Below are 17315 nucleotides of genomic sequence, written 5' to 3'. Positions count from 1 at the left end.
CCGCTTCGGAACCGGAAGGAACCCCCGCCCCGTGACCAAGGAACCGCCGCAATTCATCCACCTGCGGGTGCACAGCGAATATTCCCTGCTCGAGGGGGCGGTGCGGCTCGATGCGCTGCCCGGACTCTGCCGCAAGGCGGGGATGCCGGCGGTCGCCGTGACCGACACCAACAACATGTTCGGCGCGCTCACCTTTTCGGTGGGGGCCGTCGGGGCCGGGATCCAGCCGATCATCGGCTGCCAGATCGACCTCGGTGCGCCGGCGGGACCGGGCGGCAAGACGGAGGAGCCGCCCGCGCCACTCGTGCTGCTTGCCCAGTCGGCGGCGGGATACGGCAATCTGATGAAGCTGAACAGCCGCCTTTATCTGGCCCGGCACGGGCAGCGCCCGCAGGTCGGCCTTGACGAGGTCGAGGCCCATGCCGAGGGGCTGATCTGCCTTTCGGGCGGACCTGACGGCCCGGTCGGGCGGCTGCTGGCCCAGGGGCAGCGGGCCGGGGCCGAGGCGCTGCTGTCCCGGCTTGCACGCGCCTTTCCCGGCCGGCTTTACGTCGAGCTCCAGCGCCACCCGGGGGAGGGCGGCCCGAGCGATGCCGCCCGCCTTGTCGAGCGCGGGCATGTCGAGCTTGCCTATGCCATGGATCTGCCGCTGGTCGCGACCAATGACGTCTATTTCCCCGATGCCGACATGTACGAGGCCCATGACGCGCTGATCTGCATCAGCGAGGGAGCCTATGTCGATCAGCAGGAACCGCGCCGCCGCCTGACGCCGCAGCATTATTTCAAGTCGCAGCAGGAAATGGCGACCCTGTTCGCCGATCTGCCCGAGGCGCTGGAAAACACGGTCGAGATCGCCCGGCGCTGCGCCTTCGTGGTGCCCCGTCACGCGCCGATCCTGCCGCGATTCGCCGATGACGAGGTGGAGGAACTGCGCCGGCAGGCCCATGCCGGGCTGGCGGCACGGCTCGCGGTGATTCCCCATGCGGCGGAGATCGCGGATTACGAGGCGCGGCTCGAATACGAACTGGGCGTCATCGAGCAGATGGGGTTTCCCGGCTATTTCCTGATCGTGGCCGATTTCATCAAATGGGCCAAGGAACAGGGGATTCCGGTCGGGCCGGGGCGCGGGTCGGGTGCCGGGTCGCTCGTGGCCTATGCGCTGACCATCACCGACCTTGATCCGCTGCGCTACAGCCTGCTGTTCGAACGCTTCCTGAACCCCGAACGGGTCTCCATGCCCGACTTCGACATCGACTTCTGCATGGATCGCCGCGAAGAGGTGATCCATTACGTTCAGGAGAAATACGGTCACGACCGGGTCGGACAGATCATCACCTTCGGCGCGCTGCTGTCCAAGGCGGCGGTGCGCGACGTGGGGCGGGTGCTGCAGATGCCCTACGGGCAGGTCGATCGCCTGTCGAAGCTGATCCCGGTCGAGGGGGTGAAACCCGTCAGCATCGAAAAGGCACTGGCCGACGAGCCGCGCCTGCGCGAGGCCGCCCGCGCCGAAGAGGTGGTGGACCGCCTGCTGCGTTACGGGCGCCAGCTCGAGGGGCTGTTGCGCAACGCCTCGACCCATGCCGCCGGGGTCGTGATTGGCGATCGGCCGCTGGACGAACTGGTGCCGCTCTATCAGGATCCGCGCTCGGACATGCCGGCGACGCAGTTCAACATGAAATGGGTCGAGCAGGCGGGACTGGTGAAATTCGACTTTCTCGGCCTCAAGACCCTGACCGCGATCCAGAATGCCGTCGATCTGATCCGCGCCTCCGGGCGGCATCTGCATGTCGCGGCGGACGGGCGCGACCTGTTCACCCCGCCCGAGGGACATGTGGACGACATCGGCGCGATCCCGCTGGATGACGAGGCGACCTATCGCCTGTATTCCGCCGCCCGGACGGTCGCGGTGTTCCAGGTGGAATCGAGCGGCATGATGGATGCGCTCAAGCGCATGCGCCCGACCACCATCGAGGATATCGTGGCGCTGGTCGCGCTCTACCGCCCCGGCCCGATGGAGAACATCCCCGCCTATTGCGAGGTGAAGAACGGCACCCGCGAACGCGCCGGCATTCATCCCCTGATCGACCATATCCTTGAGGAAACCCAGGGCATCATCGTCTATCAGGAACAGGTGATGCAGATCGCGCAGGAGATGGCGGGCTACAGCCTTGGCGGCGCCGACCTGCTGCGCCGCGCCATGGGCAAGAAGATCGCCGAGGAAATGGCGAAGGAGCGCCCCAAGTTCGAAAAGGGGGCGATGGAAAAGGGGGTCGATCGCCAGAAGGCGTCCGAAGTGTTCGACCTGCTGGAAAAATTCGCCAATTACGGATTCAACAAATCCCACGCCGCCGCCTATGCGGTGGTGAGCTATCAGACCGCATGGCTCAAGGCGAACCACCCGGTCGAGTTCATGGCCGGGGTGATGAACTGCGACATCCACCTGACCGACAAGCTCGCCGTCTATTTCGAAGAGGTGGAAAAGGGCCTGTCGCTGCCCTGGGTCGGCCCCTGCGTGAACCGATCGGGTGCGGAGTTCACCGTGGTCGATGGCGCGCTGGTCTATGGGCTTGCGGCGCTCAAGAACGTGGGGCTCGAGGCGATGCGCCTGATCACCCGCGCGCGCGGCGATCGCCCCTTTGCCACGCTTTACGACTTCGCCCGCCGGGTCGATCTGAAGCAGGTCGGCAAGCGCGCGCTCGAGATGCTGGCCCGTGCCGGAGCTTTTGATGCGCTCGACCGCAACCGGCGCCGCGTGTTCGAAAGCCTTGATGCGCTGGTCGCCTATTCGGCGGCGGTGCAGGAGCAGACGCGTTCGAACCAGGTGTCGCTGTTCGGTGAATCGGGCGATGACCTGCCCGAGCCGCGCCTCGCCGAGCGGCCGGACTGGCTCCCGGCGGAGCGCCTGGCCGAGGAATTCGCCGCCATCGGCTTTTATCTGTCGGGCCATCCGCTCGACGACTATGCCGCACCGCTGCGGCGCAAGGGCGTGATGACGCTGGAAGAGGTCACCGCGCGCGCCGAAAGCGGGCCTTTCGTGGCCAAGCTCGCCGGCGTGGTCGCCGGGCGGCAGGAGCGCAAATCGGCCAAGGGCAACCGCTTTGCCTTCGTGCAGCTTTCGGATCGCAGCGGCGCCTACGAGATCACGCTGTTTTCCGAAGCGCTCGAGGCGGCGCGCGAATTTCTGGAACCGGGCGCCAAGATCGTGGTCACGGCCGAGGCGACGCTGGAAAGCGACCAGCTCAAGCTGCTGGCCCGCTCTGTCGCGCCCATCGACGCGGTGACGGCCTCGGTCGGGACGAGCGGGCTGCGGGTCTATGTCGAACGTCCCGGCGTGGTCGAGACCCTTGCCAATGTGCTTGAACAGGCGGCCGAGGTCGCGCGCGGCGCGGCGCGGGGGCCGGTGCACCTTTGCCTGCTGGATGCCGGGCTTCCGGGCGAGGTCGAAATCGACCTTGGCGCCGAATTCGCCATCAGCCCGCAGATTCGCGGCGCGCTGAAAAGCCTCGACGGGGTGATGGCGGTCGAGGATCTCTAAGCATCTGCCAGGTCGTGCGCGGTAATTGCGATCAGTAATGCGGCGGGCGCTCGTCCCCCAGAATCACGCCGCCGCCGGCGGCGGCCTCGCGTTCGCTTTCGCGCTCAAGCAAAAGCCCGACCTGCCGCCGCAGCCGCGCAATCTCGTCCGCCTGGCTTGCGACAATACCGCTCAGATCCTCGACTTCGCGCGAGAGGTGGGCAAGCGTCTCTTCGATTTTCTGCGCGCTCTGCGGCATGATGGGCTTCCTCCGGGTGTGATGGCCCGCCCGCCATAGCGCATTGCCGCGCCCGGGTCAGCACATGTCGCCCCCGGGGCGCGTGCCTTGCCCCCCATTCGGGCTTGGGTTACATCGCGCGCAACCCACCCGCCAAGGATCCATCATGGCCAAGACCCGCAAACCGCCCCGCCCGAGGGCCGAGACGCCCAAGGGATTCCGCGACTATTTCGGCACCGAGGTGACCGAACGCGCAGAGATGCTGCGGGTGATCGCCGGGGTCTATCATCGCTACGGCTTCGATGCGCTCGAGTCCTCGGCGGTCGAGACGGTCGAGGCGCTGGGCAAGTTCCTTCCCGATGTGGACCGCCCGAACGAGGGCGTGTTCGCCTGGCAGGAGGATGACGCGGGCGGCGGCGACTGGCTGGCGCTGCGCTATGACCTGACCGCGCCGCTGGCGCGCGTCTATGCGCAGCACCGCAACGATCTGCCGACGCCCTACCGCCGCTATGCCATGGGGCCGGTCTGGCGCAACGAAAAGCCGGGGCCGGGGCGGTTCCGCCAGTTCTATCAATGCGATGCCGATACGGTCGGGGCCGCATCCATGGCCGCGGATGCCGAGATCTGCGCCATGCTTGCCGATACGCTCGAAGCGGTCGGGATCGCGCGGGGCGACTACCTGATCCGCATCAACAACCGCAAGGTGCTGAACGGGGTGATGGAGGCGGCGGGCATTCTCGACCCGGCGGATCCGGCGCGGTTCGAGGCGGAGCGCGGCATCGTCCTGCGCGCGATCGACAAGCTCGACCGCCTCGGGCCGGATGGCGTGCGCGCCCTGCTGGGCGAGGGACGGCGCGACGACAGCGGCGATTTCACAAAGGGCGCCGGGCTTGCCGGCGAACAGGCCGACATCGTGCTCGGCTTCGTCTCGGCGCGGCGCGACAGCGGCACGGCGACGCTTGCCCGCCTGCGCGAACTGGTCGGGGCCTCCGCCACGGGGGGCGAGGGGGTCGAGGAACTGGCCGGGATCGAATCGCTCCTCACCGCTGCGGGCTACGGCCCGGACCGCATCGTCATCGACCCCGCGGTGGTGCGCGGTCTTGGCTATTACACCGGCCCGGTTTACGAGGCTGAACTCACCTTCGAGATCTTCGACGAAAAGGGCCGCAAGCGCCAGTTCGGCAGCGTCGCCGGCGGCGGGCGCTATGACGACCTGGTGAAGCGCTTTACCGGCCAGAACGTGCCGGCGACCGGCATTTCCATCGGCGTTGACCGGCTGCTTGCGGCGCTGCGCGAAAAGGGGCGGATCGGCGCGCGGGAAACGGGGCCGGTCGTGGTCACCGTCATGGATCGCGACCGCATGGCGGATTATCAGGCCATGGTCGCGGAACTGCGCAGCGCCGGCATCCGCGCCGAGGTCTACCTTGGCAACCCCAAGAACTTCGGCAACCAGTTGAAATACGCCGACCGCCGCGCCAGTCCGGCAGCGGTGATCGAGGGCGCCGACGAAAAGGCGCGCGGCGTGGTGCAGATCAAGGATCTGGTGCTGGGTGCGCGGATCGCCGAAAGCGCAACGCTCGAGGAATGGAAGGAACGGCCAAGCCAGATCGAGGTGCCGCGCGGCGAACTGGTCGCGGCGCTGCGCGATATGCTGGCCGGGCAGGGCGGGGCGGCGACGTGAGCGACGTGACACGCAAGGCCGAACTTTCGCTGGCCGCGCGGCTGCGCGCGGGATTCGAATCCGCCGGCGCCGAGGTGATCGAGCCGCCGATCCTGCAACCGGCCGAGGCGCTGCTCGACCTTTACGGCGAAGACATCCGCGCCCGTGCCTATGTAACCTCGGACGCGCTACGCGGCGAACAGATGCTGCGCCCCGATTTCACCGTTCCGGTGGTGCAGATGCACATGCAGGGCGGGGCGGAACCGGCGCGCTATACCTATTCCGGCACCGTGTTCCGCCGTCAGGAACATGACGAGGAACGCGCGAACGAATATGTGCAGGTGGGTTACGAGCTTTTCGCCCGGGACGATCCGGCGGCGGCCGATGCCGAGGTCTTCACCCGCATCGGCGAGGCGCTCTCGGATCTGCCGGTGCGGGCCGCGACCGGTGACATGGGCATCCTGACCGCCGCGGTGTCGAGCCTCACCACCAGTGCCGCGCGCAAGGCCGCGCTGATGCGTCACATCTGGCGGCCGCGGCGGTTCCGCGCGCTGCTTGACCGCTATGCGCGCCGCACCCCGCCGCCCGAGGCGCGCGTGGCGCTGCTTGCCGCCGCCGATCCCTTCCGGGAAGCCGGCCCCCTGATCGGCAAGCGCAGCCGTGCCGAGATCGCGTTGCGGATCGAGGCGCTGCGGGCCGATGCGGCCCTGCCGCCGATCGCGGAACACGAGCTTGATGCGCTGGAGACGCTGCTTTCGGTGCGCGAGACCGCGCCGCATGCGCTGCAGCATCTGCGCGACATCGCGGTGGATCTGCCGGGCCTCGTGCCCGCGCTCGATCGGCTCTCGGCCCGGCTCGAGGCGCTGGCCGCGCGCGGCGTCGATGTGGATGCCCTTGATTTCGAGGCCAGTTTCGGGCGCATGACGATGGAATATTACGACGGTTTCGTGTTCGGTTTCCACGCCGACACCCGCCCCGGCTGGCCGGCGGTCGCGAGCGGCGGACGCTATGACGCGCTGACCCGCCGGCTTGGGCGGGGACGGGCGATTCCGGCGGTGGGCGGGGTGCTGCGGCCGGGGCTGATGCTGGAACTCGGCGGGGGCGCATCATGACCCTGAAACTCGGCGTGCCGTCCAAGGGGCGGCTCATGGACAAGACCTTCGACTGGTTCGAAAAGCGCGGCGTGCGCCTGTCGCGCAGCGGCGCGAGCCGGGAATATTCGGGCCGCGTGGACGGTGTGGACGGTGTGTCGCTGGTGCTGCTGTCGGCCGGAGAGATTCCGCGCGAGCTTTCGGCGGGGCGCATCCATCTCGGCGTGACCGGCACCGATCTTGTGCATGACCGGCTGCCGCTCTGGGAACAGCAGCTGGAAGAGGTCGCGCCGCTCGGCTTCGGGCAGGCGGATCTGGTGCTCGCGGTGCCGCGCGCCTGGGTCGACGTGGATACGCTCGACGATCTCGACGCCGCGGCGGCCGCGTTCCGCGCCGTGCATGGCCACCGTCTGCGCATCGCGACGAAATATCACCGCCTGGTGCGCGAGTTCCTGCGCCGGGCAGGGGTCGCCGATTACATGCTGGTGGACAGTCAGGGGGCAACCGAAGGAACGGTCAAGAACGAGACCGCCGAGGCGATCGCCGACATCACCTCGACCGGCGAGACCCTGCGCGCCAATCATCTGAAGCTGCTGTCCGACGGGGTGATCCTGCGCAGTCAGGCGACGCTCTGGCGCAGCCGCGTGGCGGCCACCTCCGAGACCCAGCGCCAGGCATTGGCGCGGATGTTCGAACAGGTGCACCACTCCGGCTGACGGCGCCCGGGGCCTGCCCGGACCAGGGCGCGCGCCGGCCGCGCGGCGGGCCCGGTCAGATCAACCCGATCTCGGACAGTGCGCGGTCGAGCTGTTCGGGCAGTGCCCCGTCGCTTTTGAGAGGCCGCAGGTCGGGCGGAGCATCCGCGGCGGACAGATAGCGCCAGCCCTGGAACGGCGCGCGCGTCGCCGGGCGCGTGCGTATCATTTCCGGGTCAAGAACGATGGCGCAGCGCCTTATGCCATCCTCGCCCGTAGTCTCGTCAAGGCGGATGATGCGCTGGCGGGCCAGGATTTCCCCCTTGATCACCCAGTAGATCGAGCTGCCCCGGATCAGTTCCGCGGCGCGTTTCGGCCACATGCGGGTGATATGGCGCGGCAGCCCGTCCACCGTCTGCACGGCGGGCCGTTTCTGCCATGCGATCAGGTCGGCCACCGATTCGGTTCCGACGCTCAGCTTCACGAGGTGGATTTCCGTCATTGCGCCTCCGGCTGCCGCATGGGCATCTTGCCCGGTCACGGGCATTGAGCCTGTCTGCGATGGCGTATATTGTAGCCGGGTCCGGCGCGGCGGCAAGCCATTGACGCGCGGACATCCCCAAGGAGGTTCCCATGAGTCGATTTTCCGCCCCGATCGCTGAACAGATATGGGACATGAAATATCGATTCCGCGCGGCCGACGGCACGCCCGAGGACGGCTCGGTCGAGGACACGTGGCGGCGAATCGCGCGCGACCTTGCCTCGGTCGAGACCGATTCCGCCCGCTGGGAGGAAAAATTCTACGGTGCGCTCGAGGATTTCCGCTTTCTGCCGGCCGGGCGCATCATCGCCGGTGCCGGCACCGCGCGTCAGGTGACCCTGTTCAACTGTTTCGTCATGGGAACCATCCCCGACAGCATGGACGGCATCTTCAGCGCGCTGCGCGAGGCCGCGCTCACCATGCAGCAGGGCGGGGGCATCGGCTATGACTTCAGCACCATCCGCCCCAAAGGGGCCGAGGTGCGGGGCGTGGCGGCGGATGCCTCGGGGCCGCTGTCCTTCATGGATGTGTGGGACGCCATGTGCCGCACCATCATGTCGGCCGGATCGCGCCGCGGTGCGATGATGGCCACGATGCGCTGCGATCACCCCGACATCGAGGAATTCATCGCGGTGAAATCCGACCCGGCCCGGCTGCGCATGTTCAACCTTTCGGTGCTGGTCACGGATGCCTTCATGGAGGCGGTGAAATCGGATGCGCCCTGGACCCTGCAGTTCGACGGCCGGGTGTACCGGACCCTGCCCGCGCGCGATCTGTGGAACCGGATGATGCGTGCGACCTATGATTATGCCGAGCCGGGCGTGATCTTCATCGACCGTATCAACGCGATGAACAATCTTGCCTATTGCGAGACCATCAGCGCCACCAACCCCTGCGGCGAGCAGCCGCTGCCGCCCTATGGGGCCTGCCTGCTCGGGTCGGTGAATCTGGCGCGGCTGGTGGCGGAACCCTTCGAGGAGGGGGCCCATCTCGACGAGGAAGCGCTGGACGATCTGGTGGCGACGGCGGTGCGCATGATGGACAACGTGGTGGACATCAGCAAATTCCCGCTGCCCGAACAGCGCGCCGAGGCACAGGCCAAGCGCCGGATCGGGCTCGGCGTGACCGGGCTTGCCGATGCGCTTCTGATGATGGGCCTGCGTTATGGTTCGGAAGAGGCGGCGCGCCAGAGCGGGCGCTGGTTGCGCCGGGTGGCCCGCGCCGCCTATCTGGCCTCGGTGCGGCTTGCCCGCGAAAAGGGCGCCTTTCCGCTGTTCGATGCCGATGCATTCCTCATGAGCGGCACCATGCAGAAGATGGACGACGATGTGCGCGATCAGGTGCGCGAACACGGCATCCGCAACGCGCTGCTGACCTCGATCGCGCCGACCGGCACCATCAGCCTTTACGCCGGCAACGTGAGTTCGGGGATCGAGCCGGTGTTCGCCTATGCCTACAAGCGCAAGGTGCTGCAGAAGGACGGCTCGCGCAGCGAGGAAGAGGTCGTCGATTACGCGGTGCAGATGTGGCGCGACCTGAAGGGCGACGCGCCGCTCCCGGATCATTTCGTCAATGCCCAGACGCTTACCCCGGCGGAACATGTGCGCATGCAGGCGGCGGCGCAGGAATGGGTGGATTCCTCGATCTCCAAGACCATCAACTGCCCCGAGGACATCGCTTTTGATGCGTTCAAGGATGTCTATCTTCAGGCCTGGGACAGCGGCTGCAAGGGCTGCACCACCTATCGCCCCAATGACGTGACCGGATCGGTGCTGAGCGTGTCGGAGGAAAAGGACGCCGCGCCGGCGGTGGTGGCGAGCGGCATGGGCGAGCCGCGCGAGCCGCACAGCGACGTGATCTACATGGCCGATCCGCTCGACCGGCCGCAGGCGCTCGAGGGCAATACCTACAAGCTCAAGTGGCCCGACAGCGAACATGCGATCTATGTCACGATCAACGACATCATCATCAGCGGCCGCCGCCGGCCCTTCGAGGTGTTCATCAACTCGAAGAACATGGAGCATTTCGCCTGGACGGTCGCGCTGACACGGATGATCTCGGCGGTGTTCCGGCGCGGTGGCGACGTGTCCTTCGTGGTGGAGGAACTGAAGGCCGTGTTCGACCCGCGCGGCGGCGCCTGGATCAAGGGCAAGTATATCCCCTCGATCCTTGCGCTGATCGGCGGCGTGATCGAGCAGCACATGATCGCGATCGGCTTTCTCGAAGGCGAGGGGCTCGGCCTCAAGAACGATCCGCAAGCCCTGGCCATGGCGGCCGGAGAGGGCGCGCCCGGCGCGGTCTGCCCGTCCTGCGGACAGTTCGGCATGCGCATGATCGAGGGCTGCATGACCTGCCCGAGCTGCGGCTATTCACGCTGTTCCTGATTGCCCCCGGCCGGGTGGGCCCGGATTCGTGATCGGGTGATGCCGCCGTTCCTGTCGCGGACGTCATGCCGGGCGGCACCGCCGGGACCGGTTTCAACGCGGCGGCTATCCGGCGCTGCCGGGAAGCCGGCCGACCTCGAACAGGCCGGGCCTTTCGGAAAGGGCGCTCTCCAGCGTCGCCGCATTGGCAAGGATCGCGATTCGCGCATTTGCCGCCGCGGCGGAAAGCGCGTCGCCGGCGGCGCGGATCTCCTGCGCGGCCAGCCCGAGCACCTCGGCACGGAATCGCCCCCGCTGCGCCTCGTCCCGCCCCGCGAGCCGGTCGGCAAGCGCGGCCGGCCCCTGTTCGCCCACCGCAAGCGGACGGTCGAGCAGGCCGAGTGCCGAGATGACGGCATTCTCAACCGCCTGCCCGCCGATCCCGCGCGCAAGCGCATCCCCCGCGCCGGCCATGGTGTCGAGCGTCCCGAGCAGGTTCGGATCGCGATAGGACAGCAGCGCGCAGCGCCCGCCTTCCCGGTCGCCGCGGCAGACCACGCCATAGGCGCCGCCCCGGTCGCGCAGCTTGCGGCGCAGCCAGCCGGTTTCCAGCGCCCGCAGCGCCACGAACAGCGCCGCCGGCGGTGCCGCCGGAGCAAGGCCCATGCCGATGTGGCTGGCGCTGCCGGTGATCGAAAATCCCTCGCGCGCGCAGGGCAGGGCGGGCGCAGGCCGGGCGGGCGCGCGGTTGTCCTGGCCGCCCGGCAGCACCGCGGCCAGCTCTGCCACGGTGGCGAGCAGCGCGTCGCTGTCCGTCCCGTCCCACGTCACCGCGATCCCGAGCCGGGTGCGGGTGATGAGTGTATCGCGGGCCATACCGATTGCTGCCGCCGCCGCTTGCGGATCCGCGCCGTTCAGCGCGTCAAGAACATGCAGGAACCGCAGATATTCGATCCCGCTCATATGGTCGCCGGCCGGATCGCGCAGGCGCAGGTCCAGAAACTCGTGCGCGCGGGGCAGCAGGGCGGCGCGGATGCGCGCGATTTCGGCGGCTATGATGCGGGCAAACCGGTCGGGGGGTGGCGGCGACTCCGGTGGCGCGAGCATGCGTCTCACGGCGCGGATAACAGCGGCGGCCTGTCCGGGCAGCGCCCGCGCGCGCAGCAGGAGCAGCCCCCGTGCCCCGCCCGCGGCGCCCGGAACGCTCTGCCGCGCGACGGAAAGCCCCGCGATCCGCCGCCCCGCCGGCCCATGCACAAGCACCGGACCAAGGAGCGACGCGAGGGACAGCCCGGCGCCGCCCGCATCGAACGCAAGGTCGATATGGACAAGGCCGTTCGTGCGGCGCGGACAAAGCAGAACCGGCACGCCATGGACGCGCTCGGCATGCATGCGTGGGTGCGGCGCCGGCTGGCCAAGGGCGGCGCGGCGCAGTCGCGGCACGGAGCCGGGCGTTGCCGGCGCGTCGTGTCCCATCTGCGGGCGCGGGGCCGGGGTCGGGGGCGGCAGGTCGCGGGCCATCGCTGCCGGCGCCGGTCGCATCAGGATGACGCTGCGGCGGGGATTGGCGACGATCTCGCGTTCGAGCAGATCCATAAGGATCGGCGCCGTGCGGCTGCGCAGCGACGCGATCTCGGGCGCAAAGCCGAGCGCGGCAAGCGGCGGCCGTCCCGCCCGCCATGCCTTTGCCGCCCCGAGCAGCCGCGCGAGTGGTTCGGGCCGCTTGCGGGTCGCCGGATCGCGCAGGCGGAGTTCCAGCGCATCGAGCGCGGCGGCAGCGACCTGCGGGGCAATCCCCTTGCGCGCAAGGCCGGCAAGGGCCGCCTCGACCATCTCGCTGGCGGCCTCGGCCCGGTCCGGCGCGATCCCGTCAAGCCGGATCGCAAGACGCGGCGGAAAGGTGTCGTCACGATAGCGTGCTTCGCGGATGCTGCGGCAGACGCCGGCGTCGGCAAGGGCCCGGCGCAGCGGCGCGCCGGGATGGCCGATCACCGCCTCGCAGAGCAGTTCGAGTCCGAGCTCGTGAAACCGTGTTTCGGGCGGGGCAAAGGCCCGGTTCAGCGCCAGTTGCGCATGACGCGCCCCCGGATGGTCGAGCGTCAGGAACCGCGGCGCGGGGATCGTTTCGCCAGTTCCGGCCGGGGCCGCCGCGGCGGGGGCGAAATCGGAAAACAGCCTGTCGAGCCGCGCAAGCTCCGCCGCCATGTCCACCGCACCCGCAAAGGCGACAAGCGCGTTCGAAGGGTGATAGAAACGGCGGTGGAAGGCGCGCATCCCTGCCACCGTGAGCGCGGGAATCGCATCTGCTTCGCCGCCCTCGGAATGGCGGCCCGGCCCTGCGCGAAACAGGGAACGGCGCGCGAATTCCTCGATCTGCGCATCGGGTGACGCATGGAACCCGCGCATCTCGTTCAGGACGATCCCGCCTTTCGCGCCGCCCGGTCCGCCGTGCCAGCCTTCGCGGTCGAAATCATCCTCGCGCAGAAGCGGAAAGAACACCGCATCCAGATAGACGTCGGAAAGATTGCGGAAATCCCCGGGGTGAAAGCTGGCGGCCGTATAGATCGTGAAATCGGGAAATGTCGCGGCGTTCAGATGGCTGTGGAGCGAAGTTTTCAGCAGGTCTGCAAAGGGCTGGGCGCCCGGATAGGCGCGCGATCCAGAAAGCACGCAGTGTTCCAGCACATGGGCGACGCCGCTGGAATCCTCGGGTCGGGTGCGCAGGGCGATGGCGATGCTCCGGGTGCTGTCGCCGTCCTGCAGAAAGATCACATCCGCGCCGGTGCGGATATGGCGCAGGTGCAGGGCGCGCGCCCCGATCTCGGGCAGGTCGCGCCGCTCGATCCCGGCAAACCCCGGATGGGCGGTGCGGGTCATGGCACAGCAGGGGCAGTCACGATGCGGGCTGACATGTCGCGAATGGCCGCTTTGAGCGCCTCCGCCGTCGCGCCGTCGCTCACCGAATGGCCGGCCTGCTCCACATGGCGGATTTCGGCGTCCGGCCAGCGCGCGGCCAGCGCATGGGAGGTCGCGGGCGGGCACAGCAGGTCGTGGCGCGCCTGGATGAGGATTCCCGGAATGCCATGCAGCGCAGCGGCGTTCTCAAGCAGCGGGCGGTGGTCCAGAAAACAGCCGTGGCTGAAATAATGCGCCTCCATGAAGGGCGTCGCGGGCAGGGGGCGGGCTGGATCGTTCAGCGCCGCCGGGTCCAGCCGCGCTTGCGCTGGCGCGATGACCGAAAGGATCCGCTCGGTGTCGTGCCAGGCATGGGCAAAGCGGCGGCTTTCGGCCATGTCCGGCCCGAGGATGCGCGCCCAGTAGGCGGGCAGCGGATCACCGCGTTCGGATGGTGGCAGCAGCGCCAGAAAGTCGCGATGCAGGTCCGGGTGAAACAGCGCCGGGTTGTGCAGGAAGGCGGTGTCCAGTTCCTGCCGGGTGCCGAGGAACACCGAGCGCAGCACCAGCCCCGCGACGCGCTCGGCATGGCGTTCGGCATAGGCCAGCGCAAGCGTCGCCCCCCAGGAACCGCCGGTCACGATCCAGCGCCGGATGCCGAGACGGTCGCGCAGATGTTCCATGTCGGCGATCAGGTGAACGGTGGTGTTGTCGATCCGGCTGCGTGCCGGGCGGCTCTGTCCGGCGCCGCGCTGGTCGAACATCACGAGAAAGGCATCCGGGGGAAACAGCCGGCGCTGTTCGGCGCGAAAGCCGCTGCCCGGGCCGCCATGCAGAAAAACGACCGGCACCCCGCCGGGATCGCCCGATGTTTCGACATAGATGTCATGCCCCTCGCCGACCGGAACGTGTCCGGCGCTCAGGAGCCCCGGGCCCGGGGCCGGCTTCATGCTGTCGTCAGGTATTTTCCTTCTCCGTTGCCGGGGTCTGCGCGGCGGGCGCATCGGCGGCGGGATCCCGTTCGGGCGTTCCACCGACGAAATTGCGATAGACGAAACGGTTCTGTTCGCCCTCGGCCTCTTCGGCGGCCATGGCGAAAATCTCTTCGTGCAGGGGCGAAAGTTCGCAGGCCGGGTCGGTGCTGGCGGCATTTCCCGTAAGGGCGAATGCCTGGCAGCGGCAGCCGCCGTAATCCTCTTCCTTCATCGGACAACTGCGGCAGGGCTCGGGCATCCAGTCGGTGCCGCGATAAAGGTTGAAGGCAGGAGAATTGTCCCAGATCCAGGCCAATGAGTGGTCGCGCACCGAATCGAAGCGGAGGCCGGTGATGGTTTCGGCCGCGTGACAGGGCAGAACCTTGCCCGAGGGCGAGATGTTGAAGAACTGCCGACCCCAGCCGCCCATGCATTTCTTGGGCCGCTTGGCATAGTAATCGGGAATCACATAGTCGATTTCCAGTATGCCGGCGAGGCGCTCGCGGGCCTCTTCGACGATGCGGGTGGTTTCTTCAAGCTGGCGATAGGTCGGCATCAGGGCAGCGCGATTCTTCAGCGCCCAGCCGTAATACTGCACATTGGCGACCTCGAGCCGGGCGGCATCCAGTTCGACCGCCATGTCGATCATGTCGGGAAGCTGGTGCAGGTTCTGGCGGTGCATCACCGCATTCACGGTAAGCGGCAGCCCGACCTCGCGGGTCCAGCGCGCCGCCTCGAGCTTTTTCTGATGGCCCCGCCTGTAGCCGCCGATGCGGTTCGCGAGCGCATCCTCGCTGCCCTGAAAGCTGATCTGCACATGGCTGAGCCCCGCATCGTAAAGCGCCTTCAGCCGCTCGCGGCCAAGCAGCACCGCCGAGGTGATGAGGTTGGAATAAAGCCCCACATCGGTCGCGCGCTGCACGAGGTCGACCAGATCCTTGCGCGCGGTGGGCTCGCCGCCCGAAAAATGGATCTGAAGCACGCCCATATCGGCCAGTTCCCCGAGCACGCGGTGCCATTCCTCGGTGGTGAGTTCGCCTTTCGCACGTTCGAGTTCGACCGGGTTCGAGCAATAGGGGCACTGCAGCGGACAGCGATGGGTGATCTCGGCCAGAACCGAAAGCGGCAGGCCGTAGGGGGAGGATTTGTCCGGTTCGATGCTTCCGGGCCGGTTCTCGGTCATGATGCGACCTCCTTCGTTTCGACAAGGAAACCCTTGTCGGCAAGCCCCTGCAGCATATGGGTCACGTCCTGCATGATCGTGCTTTCGGGCGCGCTGTAGCGGGCCGCGAGCGTGACGACGAGATCCTGCACCGTCGCCCTGCCGTCGCAGAGCTTCAGCACCTCGACCGCGATGTCGTCGGGGATGAGAATCCGCTCGGGCGCCAGCAGCAGCCAGCGTTCGCGCATCCGGTCGTGTTTCAGCGTCACATAGCGCGGCAGCACCGGGCGGCTTTCCGGGGTTATGCTGAATTTCGGCGCTCTGGCTGTCATCCCGGACCCCCTTTCAGTGTTCCGCGGGAACGAAGGCACCGGGCGGCGGAAAGCCCGAGACATAGGCATGATACAGCGCGTCAAGCTGCACCCAGAGCACATTTGTCTTGAAGATCAGCGCCTTGCAGACGTCCTCGCGCATCTGTGGGGTCGTGGCATGGGCCTTGACATAGTTCAGGGCGAAATTCGCATCGCGGGGCGCCTGTTCAAGCCGGCGCCGGAAATAGACCATGACATCGGGATTGATGAAATCGTAATGCTCGAGCATCCCGGCGATCCGCTGTTCATGGATCGTCGGCGCGAAAAGCTCGGTGAGCGAGGACGCGATCGCCTCGAGCGGGGAATGGTCGCGCACGAAATTCACATAGGCATCGACCGCAAAGCGCGTCGCCGGCAGGATCCCTTCGGTCGAGCGGACATAATCGGGGTCGAGGCCGAGCCCGGTCGTGAGCTTCAGCCAGCGTTCGATGCCGCCCTCGGAGCCGCGGTCGCCGTCGTGATCCTCGATCCGGTGGCGCCACTCGACCCGGGTCTCGCGGTCGCGGAAACGCGAAAGCACCACCGCATCCTTGATCGGGATCGAGCTTTGGTAATAGTAGCGGTTCAGCGCCCAGGCCTGCACCTGCCCCCGGTTCAGCTTGCCGCCGTGCAGCAGGTCGTGAAACGGGTGGAGGTTGTGATAGCGCGCGGCCCCGATTTCGCGCAGCCGCCGCTCGAGCGCCTCGGCATCCATGAGCGGCGCTTCGGTTGCGGATCCGGTTGCGGAAAACTCTTCGGCGGTGCTCACAGGGTGATCTCCTCTCCCTCGTGGGGGATATGCCAGCCCGCAGCTTCGAGGCGGCGGCGCTCGGGGCTCTCGGGCCGCAGCGCGGGGTTCGAATTGTTGATGTGGACGAACATCTTGCGCCCTATCCCGAGCCCGGCCAGCGCGTTGATCGCGCCGCTCTCGCCCGTCATCGGGACATGGCCCATGCTTCGCCCCGTCTTGTGGCTGAGCCCGGCCGACACCATCTCGTCATCCTTCCAGAGCGTGCCATCGAAGAACAGAAGCGGGGTTCCCCGGATTCTCTCGGCCAGTTCTCCGGTCATGCCGCCACAGGCGGCGATGAAGTGAAAACCGCGCTCGCTGCCCCGTTCCCGGATATGAAGGCCGAGCGTATCACCCGGCGTATATTCCAGCACCTCGGCGGTCGCCCTCGCGGTTTCCTCCAGATACCAGGCGGGTTTTCCGGGCACCTCATAAGGCGTGACCAGAAGGCCCGAAGGGCTGCCGTCCGGCAGGAGCGGTTCGAAATCCGTGTCGGCCCTGATCGCGACGCGGGGGACGAGTTCAGGCTTCAGCACGTTGAAGACGTTGTTCCCGGCAAGCCCGTCAAGCACCCGCCGGTGGCCGTAGATGGTAAAGGGCGACCCTTCGCGCAGCGACAGCAACCCGGTGATCGCGTCGATCTCGCCGTTGGTCAGGATCACGCCAGTGATCGGACTGTGCCGGACCGTGCCCTCGGCCGGAAAAAGCGCCGGGGTGCGGTTGATCTGCTGGCGAATATCCGGCGATGCGTTCACCAGAAACCAGTTGCGCCCGTCGGCGCTGACCGCGATCGAAGCCTGCGTTCCCGCAAGCTCCGGCCTTTCGCGTGCTGCCCGGCAGCCCGGGCAGTTGCAGTTCCACTGCGGAATCCCTCCGCCCGCCGCCACGCCGAGAACGATCACCTTCAGCATGTCCGGCGGTCCCCGGCCTCAGGCGGGCGAAGGTCGGAAATCACTTCTGCTTGGCGCAGGAGTACATGTTGATTTCCATGCCGACCGGCATTTCTTCGATCTTGGGGGCATTCCATGCCATGGTGATTTCT

14 protein-coding genes are annotated in these 17315 nt (G+C 67.7%); 5 read left to right on the top strand and 9 right to left on the bottom strand.

The window, feature by feature from the left end; all coding sequences use genetic code 11:
• Positions 1 to 31 precede the first annotated feature (31 nt).
• A complete protein-coding gene (dnaE, locus tag B0B01_RS03695) occupies positions 32 to 3535 on the top strand; it encodes a DNA polymerase III subunit alpha (protein WP_076647558.1) in 3504 nt (1167 codons plus the stop codon).
• A 31-nt stretch (positions 3536 to 3566) separates the two neighbouring features.
• Here the strand turns inward: dnaE and B0B01_RS03690 are convergent, their stop codons facing one another.
• On the bottom strand, positions 3567 to 3773 hold the full coding sequence (locus B0B01_RS03690; RefSeq protein ID WP_076647555.1) for a SlyX family protein: 207 nt from the start codon (positions 3771 to 3773) through the stop codon (positions 3567 to 3569).
• Positions 3774 to 3918: 145 nt separating this feature from the next.
• Here B0B01_RS03690 and hisS point away from each other — a divergent pair, with 145 nt between their 5' ends.
• From hisS to hisG, 3 genes are read left to right on the top strand one after another with little or no spacing between them, the layout of a single operon-like run.
• A complete protein-coding gene (gene hisS / locus B0B01_RS03685; protein WP_076647552.1) occupies positions 3919 to 5433 on the top strand; it encodes a histidine--tRNA ligase in 1515 nt (504 codons plus the stop codon).
• Positions 5430 to 6524, top strand: a complete 1095-nt coding sequence (locus tag B0B01_RS03680) for an ATP phosphoribosyltransferase regulatory subunit (protein WP_076647548.1) — start codon at positions 5430 to 5432, stop codon at positions 6522 to 6524. Before hisS ends, B0B01_RS03680 begins: the two co-directional genes overlap by 4 nt.
• Complete coding sequence (gene hisG / locus B0B01_RS03675) at positions 6521 to 7219, top strand: ATP phosphoribosyltransferase (RefSeq protein WP_076647545.1); 699 nt, start codon at positions 6521 to 6523, stop codon at positions 7217 to 7219. Before B0B01_RS03680 ends, hisG begins: the two co-directional genes overlap by 4 nt.
• 55 nt (positions 7220 to 7274) lie before the next feature.
• Here hisG and B0B01_RS03670 read toward each other — a convergent pair whose 3' ends face one another.
• Positions 7275 to 7700, bottom strand: coding sequence for a DUF1489 family protein (locus B0B01_RS03670; protein WP_076647542.1), 426 nt, complete (start codon positions 7698 to 7700; stop codon positions 7275 to 7277).
• A 131-nt stretch (positions 7701 to 7831) separates the two neighbouring features.
• Here B0B01_RS03670 and B0B01_RS03665 point away from each other — a divergent pair, with 131 nt between their 5' ends.
• Positions 7832 to 10123, top strand: coding sequence for an adenosylcobalamin-dependent ribonucleoside-diphosphate reductase (locus B0B01_RS03665; RefSeq protein WP_076647539.1), 2292 nt, complete (start codon positions 7832 to 7834; stop codon positions 10121 to 10123).
• Positions 10124 to 10228: 105 nt separating this feature from the next.
• On the opposite strand, the gene B0B01_RS03660 is transcribed toward B0B01_RS03665, so the two are convergent.
• From B0B01_RS03660 to pqqA, 7 genes are read right to left on the bottom strand one after another with little or no spacing between them, the layout of a single operon-like run.
• The gene (locus tag B0B01_RS03660; protein ID WP_076647536.1) at positions 10229 to 12979 is read right to left on the bottom strand and encodes an insulinase family protein; all 2751 of its coding nucleotides are present in this window, start codon (positions 12977 to 12979) and stop codon (positions 10229 to 10231) included.
• Complete coding sequence (pip, locus tag B0B01_RS03655) at positions 12976 to 13947, bottom strand: prolyl aminopeptidase (protein ID WP_076647533.1); 972 nt, start codon at positions 13945 to 13947, stop codon at positions 12976 to 12978. Before pip ends, B0B01_RS03660 begins: the two co-directional genes overlap by 4 nt.
• A gap of 7 nt (positions 13948 to 13954) precedes the next feature.
• Positions 13955 to 15154, bottom strand: a complete 1200-nt coding sequence (gene pqqE / locus B0B01_RS03650; protein ID WP_076647530.1) for a pyrroloquinoline quinone biosynthesis protein PqqE — start codon at positions 15152 to 15154, stop codon at positions 13955 to 13957.
• Complete coding sequence (gene pqqD, locus B0B01_RS03645; protein WP_076647527.1) at positions 15151 to 15465, bottom strand: pyrroloquinoline quinone biosynthesis peptide chaperone PqqD; 315 nt, start codon at positions 15463 to 15465, stop codon at positions 15151 to 15153. The genes pqqE and pqqD overlap by 4 nt, the downstream gene beginning before the upstream one ends.
• Before the next feature lie 13 nt (positions 15466 to 15478).
• Positions 15479 to 16198, bottom strand: a complete 720-nt coding sequence (pqqC, locus tag B0B01_RS03640; protein ID WP_143733054.1) for a pyrroloquinoline-quinone synthase PqqC — start codon at positions 16196 to 16198, stop codon at positions 15479 to 15481.
• Positions 16199 to 16248: 50 nt separating this feature from the next.
• Positions 16249 to 17184 carry a pyrroloquinoline quinone biosynthesis protein PqqB gene (pqqB, locus tag B0B01_RS03635; RefSeq protein ID WP_076647520.1) on the bottom strand — a complete coding sequence of 312 codons (936 nt, stop codon included), beginning with the start codon at positions 17182 to 17184 and terminating at the stop codon, positions 16249 to 16251.
• A 40-nt stretch (positions 17185 to 17224) separates the two neighbouring features.
• Complete coding sequence (gene pqqA, locus B0B01_RS03630; protein ID WP_076647517.1) at positions 17225 to 17305, bottom strand: pyrroloquinoline quinone precursor peptide PqqA; 81 nt, start codon at positions 17303 to 17305, stop codon at positions 17225 to 17227.
• Positions 17306 to 17315: the final 10 nt, after the last annotated feature.

This window comes from Pontibaca methylaminivorans (assembly GCF_900156525.1).
In the GTDB taxonomy this organism is placed as follows: domain Bacteria; phylum Pseudomonadota; class Alphaproteobacteria; order Rhodobacterales; family Rhodobacteraceae; genus Pontibaca; species Pontibaca methylaminivorans.
The sequence above is the reverse complement of the archived record's forward strand: the minus strand, read 5'-3'. Positions and strand labels throughout refer to the sequence as shown.

Excerpts from the sequence above, each read along its gene's own strand:
- hisG (WP_076647545.1), top strand. The coding sequence starts at position 6,521 with ATGACCCTGAAACTCGGCGTGCCGTCCAAGGGGCGGCTCATGGACAAG.
- pip (WP_076647533.1), bottom strand. The coding sequence starts at position 13,947 with ATGAAGCCGGCCCCGGGCCCGGGGCTCCTGAGCGCCGGACACGTTCCG.
- B0B01_RS03665 (WP_076647539.1), top strand. The coding sequence starts at position 7,832 with ATGAGTCGATTTTCCGCCCCGATCGCTGAACAGATATGGGACATGAAA.
- B0B01_RS03670 (WP_076647542.1), bottom strand. The coding sequence starts at position 7,700 with ATGACGGAAATCCACCTCGTGAAGCTGAGCGTCGGAACCGAATCGGTG.
- B0B01_RS03660 (WP_076647536.1), bottom strand. The coding sequence starts at position 12,979 with ATGACCCGCACCGCCCATCCGGGGTTTGCCGGGATCGAGCGGCGCGAC.
- B0B01_RS03690 (WP_076647555.1), bottom strand. The coding sequence starts at position 3,773 with ATGCCGCAGAGCGCGCAGAAAATCGAAGAGACGCTTGCCCACCTCTCG.
- pqqE (WP_076647530.1), bottom strand. The coding sequence starts at position 15,154 with ATGACCGAGAACCGGCCCGGAAGCATCGAACCGGACAAATCCTCCCCC.
- pqqD (WP_076647527.1), bottom strand. The coding sequence starts at position 15,465 with ATGACAGCCAGAGCGCCGAAATTCAGCATAACCCCGGAAAGCCGCCCG.
- hisS (WP_076647552.1), top strand. The coding sequence starts at position 3,919 with ATGGCCAAGACCCGCAAACCGCCCCGCCCGAGGGCCGAGACGCCCAAG.
- pqqA (WP_076647517.1), bottom strand. The coding sequence starts at position 17,305 with ATGGCATGGAATGCCCCCAAGATCGAAGAAATGCCGGTCGGCATGGAA.
- pqqB (WP_076647520.1), bottom strand. The coding sequence starts at position 17,184 with ATGCTGAAGGTGATCGTTCTCGGCGTGGCGGCGGGCGGAGGGATTCCG.
- pqqC (WP_143733054.1), bottom strand. The coding sequence starts at position 16,198 with ATGGATGCCGAGGCGCTCGAGCGGCGGCTGCGCGAAATCGGGGCCGCG.